Here is a 13,884-nt window from a genome sequence, read left to right as displayed (position 1 = left end):
TGGCGGTTTAGCGACTTCAAGATACTGAATTTCAGTATCTTGACCAATATTTATTCAATTTATTTTACTTTAAATAATTGCACCCAACGGGTTAATTTAGAAAGAGTCTTTATTCAAATGAGAATAAAGACTCTTTTTTTTGTTCCATAAATTCCAACTTTATAAATAATTGGAATTTATATTGTTGATAGCGCAATAGAATAATTTATTTTTGAATATATCGCAATATTAAGCGTGTAAATTTCTTATTTGGTAATAATAATTTTCAGAAAGCTGTCTTTTGTTATTTTTTTCATATTCTCGTCTTAAATTCTTAAATTTGCAGGACAAAACAAAAAAAATCCTATATATTATGGCTTTTGACATTGAAATGATTAAAAAAGTGTACGCAAATATGACAACTCGTGTAGATAAAGCACGCGAATTAGTTGGACGTCCACTAACATTAACTGAGAAAATTTTGTACAATCACCTTTGGGAAGGAAATCCGACCCATACTTTTACAAGAGGTGCTGATTATGTAGATTTTGCTCCTGATAGAGTTGCTTGCCAAGATGCAACTGCTCAAATGGCTTTATTGCAATTTATGCACGCTGGTAAAAAGACGGTTGCTGTCCCTACAACGGTTCACTGTGATCATTTGATTCAAGCTAAAGTGGGTGCAAAAACAGATTTGGCTAATGCTAAAACACAATCAAGCGAAGTTTTTGATTTTCTTTCTTCGGTTTCTAATAAATATGGAATTGGATTCTGGAAACCAGGTTCAGGAATTATTCATCAAATTGTTTTGGAAAATTATGCGTTCCCAGGCGGAATGATGATTGGTACAGATTCACATACTGTAAACGCAGGTGGATTAGGGATGTTAGCGATTGGAGTTGGTGGTGCTGATGCCGTTGACGTAATGTCTGGAATGTCTTGGGAATTGAAATTTCCAAAATTAATTGGAGTAAAATTGACAGGAAAATTATCTGGTTGGACGGCTCCAAAAGACGTAATATTAAGAGTGGCCGATATTCTTACCGTAAAAGGTGGAACTGGAGCCATTGTTGAATATTTTGGCGAAGGGGCGCTGAATATGTCTTGTACCGGAAAAGGAACTATTTGTAATATGGGTGCCGAAATTGGCGCAACTACTTCTACATTTGGTTATGATGATTCCATGCGTAGATATTTAGCTGCAACAGGACGTCAAGATGTAGTTGATGCTGCTGACACCGTTGCAAGTTATTTAACTGGAGACGCCGAAGTGTACGCAAATCCGGAGCAATATTTTGACCAAGTAATCGAAATTAATCTTTCAGAATTAGAGCCATATATTAATGGTCCTTTTACTCCTGATAGAGGAACTCCCGTTTCAAAAATGAAAGAAGAAGCTGCCGCTAACGGATGGCCTATTAAAATCGAATGGGGATTAATTGGTTCTTGTACCAATTCTTCTTATGAAGACATGTCTCGTGCTGCCTCTATTGTTGAGCAAGCCGTTGCACACGGAATTTCTCCAAAAGCTGAATTCGGAATTAATCCAGGTTCTGAGCAAATTCGGTATACTATCGAAAGAGACGGTATTATTGCCACTTTCGAAAAAATGGGAACTAAAGTATTTACAAATGCTTGTGGACCTTGTATTGGACAATGGGATAGAGAAGGAGCTGATAAAGGAGAGAAAAATACAATTGTACATTCTTTCAACCGTAACTTCTCAAAAAGAGCGGACGGTAATCCAAATACACACGCTTTTGTAACTTCACCAGAAATGGTAGCCGCCTTAGCGATATCAGGAAGACTGGATTTCAATCCATTAACGGATACTTTGTTGAACGACAAAGGAGAAGCCTTTAAATTTGAAGCCCCATTTGGTGATGAATTGCCAAAAAGAGGTTTTGATGTTGAGGACAATGGTTTTCAAGCACCAGCCGAAGATGGTTCAGGAGTGGTAATTGCCGTAAGTGAAACTTCAGATAGATTGCAATTATTGGCACCTTTTGATGCTTGGGACGGAAAAAATATTATGGGAGCTAAATTGCTTATCAAAGCTTTCGGAAAATGTACTACTGACCATATTTCTATGGCTGGGCCTTGGTTGCGTTTCCGCGGACATTTGGACAATATTTCTAACAATATGTTGATTGGAGCAGTTAATGCTTTCAACCAAAAACCGAATTCAGTAAAAAACCAATTGACAGGCGAATACGATACTGTTCCTGCCGTAGCTCGTGCTTATAAAGCTGCTGGAATTGCTTCTGTTGTTGTGGGTGATCATAACTATGGTGAAGGTTCTTCACGTGAACATGCTGCAATGGAACCTCGTTTCCTTGGTGTGAAAGCGGTTTTGGTGAAATCATTTGCTCGTATTCACGAAACAAATTTAAAAAAACAAGGAATGCTTGGATTGACTTTTGCCAATGAAGCTGACTATGAAAAAATTCAGGAGAATGACACTATTAATTTCGTAGATTTAGTTGATTTTGCTCCAGAAAAACCATTGACTTTGGAATTTGTTCATGCTGATGGGACTAAAGATATTATCTTGGCTAACCATACTTATAACGAAGGACAAATAGGTTGGTTCGTTGCTGGTTCAGCATTAAACTTGATTGCTGCCGCTGGAAAAGCGTAAATATTTAAATGATTTATTTCATAAACTCTTAAGGTAACTTGGGAGTTTTTTATTTTCAAATTTGTTAAATTGAAGATAAAGAGTTGTTAAAAAATTGCGATATTTGTACTTATAAATTAAATTAGCTTTTCTAAATACTTTTTCGGTAAATTTTGTCGTTTAAGTAAAGAGAATTATCAGTTTTTTGATAATAAATTGGTTGATGAATGTGAAATTTAAATTGAGTTTATGAAGTATTTTAGTTGTGTGTTTCTCTTTCTTTTTTTTAGTAGTATGAGTATTTTTTCGCAAGAAAAGTACACTCGACATACTGTTTCAAAGGGCGAAACTATCAGCGAAATTTCAGAGCAATATAATGTAACTCCTAAAGCAATTTATGAGCTAAATCCAAAAGCCAAGAAAGGAATAAAATTTCATTCGGTTCTATTAATTCCAACTAAAGCAAAAAAACATCCAGCTTCAACTCCCGAAATTGCTATCAATTCTCTTGAAAAAACACACGAAGTACTGCCCAAAGAAACAGTGTATGGTATTGCAAAACAGCATAACATCAGTGTCGAAGATTTATATAAATTCAATCCAGAGTTAGAAAAAGAAGGATTGAAAAAAGGACAAATAATTAAAATACCGCAAACTGCTTTAGATAATTTGGTATTGAAAGAAACGGCTGAAAAGGCGAAAGAAATTCAAAAAGCAAACGTTTCAGAAAAAATTGTTCCAAAGCAAGAAGTTGTCGTTTATCCAAAATCAGTCGAGAAAGAGGAAGCTTCAACTGAAGGAATCGTTCGCGAAGTTTTGCCAAAAGAAACTTTATATTCTATTGCCAGGCAATACGGAATCAAGGTTACCGACATACAAAATGCCAATCCAACGTTAGGAACTAAGCCATTAAAAGTTGGGCAAAAGATTATTGTTCCTGTAAAAGCGGAAAACAATTCAAATCTAGTCGCAGAAAAAGAGGCGACCAAAACTGAAAAATACCAGGATAATAATGAGCAACCCAAGCAAAATGTTGTTATTCAACAAACGGTAGTTAATGATAATTCAACTGAAATTGAAATAACCCACACAGTTTTACCTAAAGAAACCAAGTATGGAATTGCAAAGCAATATGGTATTTCAGTAGCCGAATTAGATAAACAAAACCCGAATATTTCAAAAAAACTTACTAAGGGAAGTATACTAAAAATTCACAGTTCTAAATTTATTGAATCTACTGTTCCTGTTGAAGAAGTTGTTGTCAAAGAGAAAGTCGTTAACGATGATTTAAATGTGATTCCTAGTTTGGCACGCGATGACACTTTTGTTGATCAATTGATATTGACCGCTTCCCAAAATATTGGAACGCGTTACCGTACAGGAGGAACCACAAAGGATGGCTTCGATTGTTCCGGATTGATGTGCTCTACCTTTGGCACTTTCGATATTAAGTTGCCAAGGTCGTCAATTGAAATGTCTTCTTATGGTTCAAAAATTAATACTGAGAATGCCCAAAAAGGAGATTTGATATTCTTTAAAACTAATGGACGACGCCAAATCAATCACGTGGGAATGGTAGTCGAAGTTTGTGACGGTGAAATTAAATTCATTCACTCTTCGAATCATGGTGGCGTGATAATTTCTTCTACTAAAGAATCTTATTATGAGAGGAATTTGGTTCAAGTTAATCGCGTATTGTAATTTGGGTTATAATATTTTTACTTTTCCAATAGTAAAATTGCATTAGAAACAAGTCTCTCACCTTCTTTATCACTGGGAAAATTCACAATTCCTTTGTTTTTAATCCACATTGTTGTAGAACCTCCTCTGTCTAAATTTATGGATGAACAAAACGAACTTTCCATAAAGTCAATTGCCTAAATTTTAGAGTTTGCTATTAATGACTATCTTTAAAAATCATTTGTTAATTCAGTTAATTCTTTTGTTCTTTCTATTGTAGATTGAATTAAGCAATCTATTTTCATTTTATTCTCATATGGTCCTCCACCATCATCATTACCCTGACTTTTAAATTTGCAATTCATATCTCTAAATTTAATCCAAGCTTTTTGAGCATTTGTTAACTCAATTTTTTGACTTTCGTTTAGTTTACTTTTTAATTTTTTATAAGCAACATTTAATTCTTTATCTGCTTTTCCATATAGATTGTAAAGTTCGTTTTCTCCGGTTACAGATTGTGAAAAGGAGAATATTGAGAAAAACAAGAACAGAAAACAAGTTATTTTTTTCATTTTTAATCTGTATTTTATACTATTATGGTTGTTAGAGAGGAAGACGAAGACTTCCTCTCTAACTTATGGATTAGTATGATAAATACCATTTTTTTTGCTACTGCTAAAGTATAAATTAATACTAACAAACCATCAAAACTAATTTTCTAATTTAAAACCAACTATTCGGCTATTTCCAAAAAAAGTATATCTTTAGCCAACCAAAAAAACCAAAATAATATGCAAGACAACAATCAGGAACATTTTAAAAGAGAACTCGGATTGCTCGACGGAACGATGCTCGTTGTGGGCTCGATGATAGGTTCGGGAATATTTATTGTTAGCTCGGATATGGTTCGCCAACTGGGTTCTGCCGGCTGGCTTATTGCGATGTGGGTCCTCACCGGATTTATTACCGTGATTGCCGCCGTGAGTTATGGTGAGTTGAGTTCGATGTTTCCCAAAGCTGGCGGACAGTATGTTTATATCAAGGAAGCTTACGGAAAACTGATTGGGTTTTTATATGGTTGGAGTTTCTTTGCCGTGATACAAACCGGTACAATTGCCGCTGTGGGTGTTGCTTTTTCTAAATTTGCCGCTTATTTGTATCCGCCTGTGAGCGAAAAAAATATTATTTATGAGTTAGGCGATTTCAAACTTCACGCTGCCCAAATAGTTTCGATAATTACTATTATTTTATTGAGTTATGTCAATAGTCGTGGAGTAAAAAACAGCAAAATTCTGCAAACTGTCTTGACAGTTATAAAAATCGTGTCCATTCTTGGGTTGATTATTTTCGGTTTTGTGGCTGCAAAAGCAGAAGTTTGGGATGCCAATTGGGCTAATGCCTGGACTTCTCAATCCATGAATGTCGATACTGGTTCTTGGCTTCCTATTAGTGGTGTTGCTTTGATTTCGGCTATGTCTGCGGCTTTAGTGGGTTCGTTGTTTTCTAGCGTGGCTTGGGAAGGCGTGACTTTTATAGCAGGAGAAATCAAAAACCCAAAACGTAATGTGGGATTGAGTTTATTTTTGGGAACTTTGATAGTAAGCTGTATTTATATTTTGGCAAATGTGATGTATTTGGCCGTTGTTCCATTGCAGGATATTGCTACTGCGGAATCAGATCGAGTGGCTGTTGTGGCATCACAAAATATCTTTGGGAATATTGGAACTTTAATCATTGCTATGATGATTATGATTTCGACTTTCGCCTGTAACAACGGATTGATTATGGCTGGTGCAAGAGTTTATTATACGATGGCAAAAGATGGCCTGTTTTTCAAAAAAGCGGCACATCTTAATAATGCAAGCGTTCCGGCTTGGGCACTGTGGGCGCAGTGCTTTTGGGCTTCGGCTTTATGCTTGACAGGAAAATACGGAGACTTGCTAGACTTTGTTGTAATTATAGTTTTGATTTTTTATATTCTTACTATTTACGGTATTTTTATTCTTCGCAAGAAAATGCCCGACGCCGAAAGACCTTATAAAGCTTTCGGATATCCGTTTTTGCCAGGACTTTATATTGTAATAGCAAGTGCCATTGGGATTGCTTTGTTGTACACTAAAACCAGTACTTGTGGTTGGGGAGTTTTGATTATGTTGATAGGAATTCCTATTTATTATTTGACAAAACAAAAAGAATAATTAGCAGATTCTAGCCCTGATAGCAGTGAAAATCCCACGCTTTTGGGCGTGGATTGTAACGTATAGCAGGAAATAGCTCCAAATAAAAAAATCCGTCTCATTAATCTGAAACGGATTTCTTGTTGTTATCTGCTATCTAGTAGTAAATAAAACGCCTTACTTTAGCAATATATTTTGCCAACCGAATCACTTGATGGCTGTAACCATATTCGTTGTCATACCAAATGTACAACACAATATTTTTCCCATCGTTTGAAACAATTGTCGCGTTGCTGTCGTAAATCGCCGGCGCTGAAGTCCCAATAATATCCGAAGAAACCAACTCATTATTCAAGGAATATTTTATTTGCTCTACCAATTCTCCTTCCAAAGCATATTTTTTCATAATGGCATTTACTTCGGCAATAGAGGTTAGTTTGGCAACTTCAAGATTTAAAACTACCAATGAACCGTTGGGAACCGGCACCCGAATTGCATTGGATGTCAATTTACCTTCCAATGAAGGTAAGGCTTTAGCAACGGCGGTCGCAGCACCAGTTTCGGTAATGACCATATTCAAGGCGGCAGCTCTTCCGCGACGGTATTTTTTGTGCATATTATCGACCAAATTCTGGTCATTGGTATAAGCATGAATGGTTTCTAAATGTCCTTTTACAACGCCCAAAGTATCTTCGATCACTTTTAAAATAGGCGTTATAGCATTGGTCGTACACGATGCTGCCGAAAAGATATTGACTTCATCCGGATTGTATTCGTTTTGGTTTACACCATAAACTATATTGGGAACGCCTTTTCCCGGTGCGGTCAGCAATACTTTTTGGGTTCCTTTTGAGGTCAAATGCCTAGTTAAAGCTTCTTGGGTTGTGAATGCGCCCGTGTTATCAATAACCAATGCATTTTCGATATCATATTTTGTATAATCAATTTCTTCAGGACTATTTGCCGTTATAACATGAACTGTTGTCCCATTTATAATCAAGGCGTTGTTTCCAGAATCAGCAACTACTGAACCCATGAAATCGCCGTGAACAGAGTCATAACGCAATAGAGAAGCCCTTTTTTCCAATGAAACTGCGTCGTTTTTGTCCCGAGTAACAATCGCTCTCAATCGCAATTGATCACCTTTGCCTGTTTTTGACATCAGTTCTCTGGCGAGTAAACGCCCAATTCTTCCAAAACCATAAAGCACAACATCTTTGGATTGAATTTCCTCCGTATTTTTGGCATCTTTTAATTTGTCAATAACAAATTCATTTGCATTTTTAAAATTGTAGTTTTCTAGTTCAAATTCATAAGTTAGTTTTCCTATGTCTAGTTTAGAAGGAGGTAAATCCATTGTTAGAATTGCTTTTGCAATTTCAACCGAATCAAAAATAGAAATTGGTTTACCCACAAATTCTCCGGCATATTCGTGTAGGTTGATGATTTCGCTTACATTTCTATCAATCAATTGATTCCTGAACAGAACCATTTCGATGGATTTGTCATACCATAAATCACTTATGATTTTGATAAATTCTACTCCGGCTTTTCGTCTGTCGGTTTGAAATAAAATTTCTTTTTCGTATAAAAGGGTATTTTTCATATTGAAAATTTGAGCAATGTTTTTTGAAATTTTTTGCAAAAGTATGACTTAATAATGTTTTACGAAAACGATTTCGTAACTATTTTTAAAATAAAAAAAAGCCACCTTGCTTTTGCAAAATGGCTTCCATTTTTTGATTGTGAATGTTAGATAATTACCCTGATTATTTCACCTTTTTTATTAATCATTTCCAAATTGATACTTTGACTTTCCTCTTTGTTTTTTAAAATTTTGGAAACAGTTTCTAAATCTTTCGCTTTTACATTATCGATGCTCAAAATAATATTTCCTTTGAGTTCGTCTTCGTATTGTTTCAGATTTTCATTTGTAATGGATCTTATTTTTACTCCATAGTCAACACGGAATCTACTTTTGTCAGTAGCATCAATATTTTCTAATTCCAAACCTTTGAATTCAGTGCTGAAAAATTCGTTTTTGCTCAAAATTACCGGAAGGACTTTGTTTTTCCCGTCTCGGATAAAAGTGACTTCTACTTTGTCGTTCGGTCTTTTGGTATTGATATAGCCTGAAAGATCAGCGTAAGTGGCAATATTTTGGTCGTCCAGTTTGATGATAATATCCCCTTTTTCTAATCCGCCTTTTTCGGCACCAGAATTTTTAGAAACTTTATTAATATAAAAACCCTGTGTTTCCGGAACGCCCAATTCTTTCGAAGCCAAGGCATTCAATTCACCTCCTTCAACGCCAAGAATTCCTCTTTGTACATTTCCAAATTCCATCAAATCCTCAATAATTTTTCTGGCTATATTCGAAGGAACCGCAAAAGAATAACCAACGTATGAACCTGTTTGAGACGAAATCATTGTATTAATTCCTATTAATTCACCTCGAGTATTTACTAATGCGCCACCACTATTTCCGGGATTTACAGCAGCATCAGTTTGAATGAAAGATTGAATTCCGCTAGTATCCAAGTTTCTGGCTTTCGCCGAAATAATTCCTGCAGTCACCGTCGAAGTTAAGTTGTATGGATTACCAACTGCTAGAACCCATTCGCCAATTTTCACCGAATCAGAATTGGCGAAAGCCGTATAAGGTAATTTTTCATTTGCATCGATTTTTAACAAGGCAATATCCATTTTTGAGTCGGTTCCAATGAGTTTTGCAGTATAGGACTTTTTGTTATTCAACGTGATTTCTATTTCCGAAGCGTCTTTTATCACGTGATTATTGGTCACGATATAACCGTCTTCAGAAATGATTACACCAGAACCCGTTCCTACTTGTTCTTGCAATTGATCGCCTCGGTAACCGTAGAAATATTCCAAAATAGGGTTAGAAATGGTTTTTCGGGATACATTTTTTACGTGAACTACCGTGTGAATGGTTTTTTCGGCAGCATCAGTAAAATCGACTGCTTCGGAAGAAAGTCCAACATTTCTTCCATAGGAATTTGTAGCTAAAGTTACAACGGAGTTTTTGTTTTTAGAGAAATAGCCATTGTCATCAAATAATAACTTGTAGGAACCAAGTGTTATGACTCCGCTTAGCAATGACACTAGTAATAGACTTGAAAATCGTTTCATAGTTTTATAGTTATTTAAGAAATTACAACGTAAAATTATAAATTTTGATATTTCAAAAAAACAGTTTAACGCTCGTTTAACATTCTTTAACGTATCATTAATATTTGTACTTTTGTGCAACACAATTCAACTAAAATGCAAATAGAATTTTATAAATACCAAGGAACAGGAAACGATTTTGTGATGATTGACAATCGATCTGGGTTTTTTCCAAAGGAAAACGTTCAACTCATTGCGCATTTGTGCGACAGACGTTTCGGAGTAGGAGCAGACGGACTTATTTTATTGGAAAACGATTCCGAAGCTGATTTTAAAATGGTCTATTACAATTCCGATGGAAACCAAAGTTCTATGTGTGGCAATGGTGGTCGTTGTTTAGTGGCTTTCGCCAAAAAGTTGAAGGTGATTAACAATAGCTGTACTTTTATTGCCACCGATGGTTTGCATCACGCTACAATTAATGAAAATGGACAAGTTTCCCTTCAAATGATTGATGTTCCTAATATAAAAATTACTCCTGATTATACGTTCCTCAATACAGGTTCACCACATCACGTGCAAATGGTGGAAGATTTGGCAAACTGCAATATAAAAGAAAAGGGGGCAGCCATTCGATATGGAGAATTATATGGTAAAGCAGGAAGTAATGTCAATTTTGTAAAACAAATTGACGCGAATACTTTTTCACTTCGTACTTATGAAAGAGGCGTGGAAGACGAAACACTTTCTTGTGGAACTGGCGCAACTGCATCTGCTATAGCTATGAATGCTATTGGAAAAACCGATTCTACCTCTATACATTTGAATGTTGAAGGCGGAAAATTAGAAGTTTCTTTTGATAAAAAGGATGGTTTATTTACCAATGTTTTCCTGAAAGGCCCAGCGGAATTTGTGTTTAAAGGAGAAATTTCTATTTAATCAAAATTTCTATTCGTAATTTCAAATTCGTAATTATTTTTAAATGATCACACTAAAAGGCGAAAACATTTACCTCCGAGCACTCGAACCTAATGATTTGGAGTTTGTTTATGCTATGGAAAACGACCAAAGCATTTGGGAAGTCAGCAATACTCAAACGCCTTACAGTCGGTTTTTAGTGAAGCAATATCTCGAAAATGCCCAGCAGGATATTTATGAAGCCAAACAATTGCGATTGGCGATTTGTCAAGACCAGGATTTCCCCCCTTTGGGATTAATCGATTTATTTGATTTTGACCCAAAGAACAATAGGGCAGGAGTTGGCATCGTGATTCAAGGAAATGAAAACAGAAAACAGAATATAGGTTCCGAAGCATTGGAACTCTTGATTCGGTATTCTTTTTTTAATCTTAATTTACATCAATTGTATGCAAATATTGGCACAGAAAACGAAGCTAGTATTGCACTTTTCACTAAATTTGGATTTCAAAAGATTGGCACGAAAAAAGATTGGACTTTAGTCAATGGAGTTTATAAAGACGAGGCTATTTTTCAATTAATTAATAATCAACTTTAAAAAGATATAGTTTTGAATTTAAAAAAAATCATAACAATCGCATCCGTAGGTTTAATGTCAGCATTACTCGTTTATGGATTTATTTTGGCAAACCAAGTTTTTTCTAAAAACACCAAATTTTCTGAAAATGAATTATATGTTCACGTGCCAACAGGTGCTAACTATGAAGATGTCAAGAAAATAATAGCCCCTTTTGTCGAAAACATGGATCGTTTTGAATCTGTCGCTGACATGAGAAGTTATCCCGATAATGTAAAACCGGGCCGTTTTTTATTTATTAAAGGAATGAACAGTTATGACTTGGTCAAAGCTTTGAGAAGTAATGTTCCCGTGAAACTGGCTTTTAACAATCAAGAACGCTTGGAGAATTTTGCAGGACGAGTTGGTTCCCAAATTGAACCGGATAGTTTGACTTTATTGAAAACCTTTAAAGATTCTATTTTCTTGAAAGAAAATGGTTTTACTGATGAAAATGTTTTAGTAGTTTTTATTCCGAATACTTACGAAGTATATTGGAATATTTCTGCAGAGAAATTCCGTGATAAAATGATTAAAGAATATCGCAATTTTTGGAACAAGGAACGAACCGAACAAGCAGCAAAACAAGGATTGACTCCTATTCAAGCAACAATTTTGGCTTCAATCGTGCACAAAGAATCTGTTAAAAAAGATGAAAGACCTAGAATCGCAGGAGTTTATTTGAACCGAATGAGACAAGGAATGCCACTTCAGGCAGATCCAACGGTAATTTTTGCCATAAAAAAGAAATCAAATGATTTTAACCAAGTAATCAAAAGAGTCTTTTACAACGACTTATTTTTGAATTCCCCATATAATACCTATAAAGTAATTGGTCTTCCTCCCGGACCAATTGCAATGCCTGACATCACGGCATTAGAAGCGGTTTTGAATCCTGAAAAGAATAATTTTATTTATTTCTGTGCAAGCGTAGATCGTTTTGGGTATCATGAGTTTGCTGCTACTTTGGAAGAACATAATAAAAACGCCAAAAAATATTCCGATTGGATAATCAGTCAAGGAGTAATAAGGTAGCTTTGAAGTATAAGAGTCAAATTTGTTTTTTGTTCCTACTTGTATTCCAAAGTGCTTTGGCTCAAAATTCCTTTGAAAATTTTCTAAAACCTTCCGATTCCTTAAACAAGAAAAGACAAAACACTGTATTTATTTCCGAAGCTGTATTAGCGTCTGGAGCTTTGATTGGTTTAAACCAACTTTGGTACGCTGATTATCCCAGATCTAATTTTCATTTTATAAATGATAATTCTGAATGGATGCAAATGGATAAGGTAGGACATTTATTTTCTTCTTATCAAATTGGAAGATTTGGTGCAGAAGCTCTGAATTGGAGTGGAACCAGCAAAAAAAATCAACTGGTTTATGGAGCAAGTTTGGGATTTGTATTCCTAACAGCCGTTGAGGTTATGGACGGATTTTCTGAAGAATGGGGAGCATCAATGGGTGATGTAATTGCTAATGCTTCGGGAACGGCTTTGTATGTTTCACAAGAGTTAATATGGAAAGAACAACGCATTATTCCTAAATTCTCATATCATAAAACCCAATATTCCAATTATAGACCTGATGTTTTAGGAAGCACATTTCCGGAACAAATCATAAAGGATTATAATGGTCAAACTTATTGGCTTTCTGCCAATATTTATTCATTTTCTAAAGGTTCCAAAATACCCAAATGGATCAATCTCGCTTTTGGTTATGGAGCGGAAGGAATGATTAGCGGAAATAATGACAATAATTCTCCAATTTTGGTTCCAAAACCAGAAAGATTCAGACAATTTTACCTTAGTTTGGACGTAGATTTGACTAAAATCGACACAAAATCCCACTTTTTGAAGACATTTTTTTCAGTTTTAAATACTGTGAAAATTCCAGCGCCAACGATTGAGTACTCGCCTCACAGTGGTTTCAAGTTTTATGGATTGTACTTTTAGACAAGTTTAACAGCTTGATTTTCAGGTTTATGATTTTTATTGTATATTTGCACCGTAGAAATTTCAATACGGGACAGCGTTTGAAGAAAAACAATTTATGATAAAGAAGTGGTCTTTTTATACAATTTTGACTCTTATTATTGCTTTTTTAAGCTCAGGTTTTAAGCCTTTCGATTTAGATACCAACCAATGGTTTCTTACTAATGAAACTGATGGAACATCATACTTATATCCATCTCAAAAACATAACGATTATACAAATTTAAGTGTTCCTTTTACTGGAAAATTTTTCATTGGTTACAAGGAAGCAATTGCTTTCAGGGAATCTCAAGGCAAATACAAAAAAATTAATTCTCTGGGTTATATGGGAAAATACCAGTTTGGTACTGAAACCTTAAAATCAGTTGGAGTACACGATAGCGGTAAGTTTTTGAACAGTCCAAAAATGCAGGAAAAAGCATTTATTGCTCTTCTTGCTCAAAATAAATGGGAGTTAAGAGATGTAATCGACAAATATGAAGGTAGAATTATCAGTGGTATTCGCGTTACTGAATCTGGAATATTAGCGGCGGCACATCTTGGTGGAGTTGGATCAGTAAAAAAGTTTTTTAAGAATAATGGAAGTCGTTATTTTAAAGATGCTTACGGTACATCGATACGAAGTTATATGATAGATTTTGGAGGTTATGAAACTTCCGGAATTGTCGCTGATAGTAACGCAACAGTGCAATAATTTAAGCTTATATAAATTTTTTAGCCACGAATTACACTAATTTTCACGAATCAATTTGTGTAAATTAGTGTAATTCG

Annotated in this window: 12 protein-coding genes; 8 read left to right on the top strand and 4 right to left on the bottom strand. The window is 35.2% G+C overall.

Annotation, left to right across the window (positions count from 1 at the left end; all coding sequences use genetic code 11):
• Positions 1-352 precede the first annotated feature (352 nt).
• Positions 353-2,620 (top strand): aconitate hydratase, encoded by a 2,268-nt coding sequence (locus tag ACH2BV_RS15925; protein WP_395051764.1) that lies wholly within the window; start codon positions 353-355, stop codon positions 2,618-2,620.
• A 228-nt stretch (positions 2,621-2,848) separates the two neighbouring features.
• Positions 2,849-4,300, top strand: coding sequence for a LysM peptidoglycan-binding domain-containing protein (locus ACH2BV_RS15920; protein WP_395051763.1), 1,452 nt, complete (start codon positions 2,849-2,851; stop codon positions 4,298-4,300).
• A gap of 17 nt (positions 4,301-4,317) precedes the next feature.
• On the opposite strand, the gene ACH2BV_RS15915 is transcribed toward ACH2BV_RS15920, so the two are convergent.
• Both ACH2BV_RS15915 and ACH2BV_RS15910 read right to left on the bottom strand, forming a co-directional pair.
• Positions 4,318-4,464 (bottom strand): phosphodiester glycosidase family protein, encoded by a 147-nt coding sequence (locus tag ACH2BV_RS15915; RefSeq protein ID WP_395051762.1) that lies wholly within the window; start codon positions 4,462-4,464, stop codon positions 4,318-4,320.
• A gap of 45 nt (positions 4,465-4,509) precedes the next feature.
• Positions 4,510-4,851, bottom strand: a complete 342-nt coding sequence (locus tag ACH2BV_RS15910; RefSeq protein WP_395051761.1) for a lysozyme inhibitor LprI family protein — start codon at positions 4,849-4,851, stop codon at positions 4,510-4,512.
• 219 nt (positions 4,852-5,070) lie between these two features.
• Here ACH2BV_RS15910 and ACH2BV_RS15905 point away from each other — a divergent pair, with 219 nt between their 5' ends.
• Positions 5,071-6,477, top strand: coding sequence for an APC family permease (locus ACH2BV_RS15905; RefSeq protein ID WP_395051760.1), 1,407 nt, complete (start codon positions 5,071-5,073; stop codon positions 6,475-6,477).
• 136 nt (positions 6,478-6,613) lie between these two features.
• Here ACH2BV_RS15905 and ACH2BV_RS15900 read toward each other — a convergent pair whose 3' ends face one another.
• Together ACH2BV_RS15900 and ACH2BV_RS15895 are read right to left on the bottom strand one after the other, a co-directional pair.
• On the bottom strand, positions 6,614-8,062 hold the full coding sequence (locus tag ACH2BV_RS15900) for a glyceraldehyde-3-phosphate dehydrogenase (protein ID WP_395051759.1): 1,449 nt from the start codon (positions 8,060-8,062) through the stop codon (positions 6,614-6,616).
• A 146-nt stretch (positions 8,063-8,208) separates the two neighbouring features.
• Positions 8,209-9,609, bottom strand: a complete 1,401-nt coding sequence (locus ACH2BV_RS15895) for a trypsin-like peptidase domain-containing protein (RefSeq protein ID WP_395051758.1) — start codon at positions 9,607-9,609, stop codon at positions 8,209-8,211.
• Between the two features lie 135 nt (positions 9,610-9,744).
• Between ACH2BV_RS15895 and dapF the strand changes: the two genes are divergently transcribed.
• The 5 genes from dapF to ACH2BV_RS15870 all read left to right on the top strand — a co-directional run bounded on the left by dapF (position 9,745) and on the right by ACH2BV_RS15870 (position 13,807).
• Positions 9,745-10,527, top strand: coding sequence for a diaminopimelate epimerase (gene dapF, locus ACH2BV_RS15890; protein ID WP_395051757.1), 783 nt, complete (start codon positions 9,745-9,747; stop codon positions 10,525-10,527).
• A gap of 43 nt (positions 10,528-10,570) precedes the next feature.
• Positions 10,571-11,104: a GNAT family N-acetyltransferase gene (locus tag ACH2BV_RS15885; protein ID WP_395051756.1), complete on the top strand. Its 534-nt coding sequence runs from the start codon at positions 10,571-10,573 to the stop codon at positions 11,102-11,104.
• 12 nt (positions 11,105-11,116) lie between these two features.
• Positions 11,117-12,157: an endolytic transglycosylase MltG gene (mltG, locus tag ACH2BV_RS15880; RefSeq protein ID WP_395051755.1), complete on the top strand. Its 1,041-nt coding sequence runs from the start codon at positions 11,117-11,119 to the stop codon at positions 12,155-12,157.
• Between the two features lie 29 nt (positions 12,158-12,186).
• Complete coding sequence (locus ACH2BV_RS15875; RefSeq protein WP_395051754.1) at positions 12,187-13,074, top strand: DUF2279 domain-containing protein; 888 nt, start codon at positions 12,187-12,189, stop codon at positions 13,072-13,074.
• Positions 13,075-13,171: 97 nt separating this feature from the next.
• Positions 13,172-13,807 (top strand): peptidoglycan-binding protein LysM, encoded by a 636-nt coding sequence (locus tag ACH2BV_RS15870; RefSeq protein ID WP_395051753.1) that lies wholly within the window; start codon positions 13,172-13,174, stop codon positions 13,805-13,807.
• The last annotated feature ends 77 nt before the right edge of the window (positions 13,808-13,884 follow it).

It is taken from the genome of Flavobacterium sp. (assembly GCF_043780635.1).
GTDB lineage: Bacteria > Bacteroidota > Bacteroidia > Flavobacteriales > Flavobacteriaceae > Flavobacterium.
This window is presented reverse-complemented; position numbering and strand designations above follow the sequence as displayed.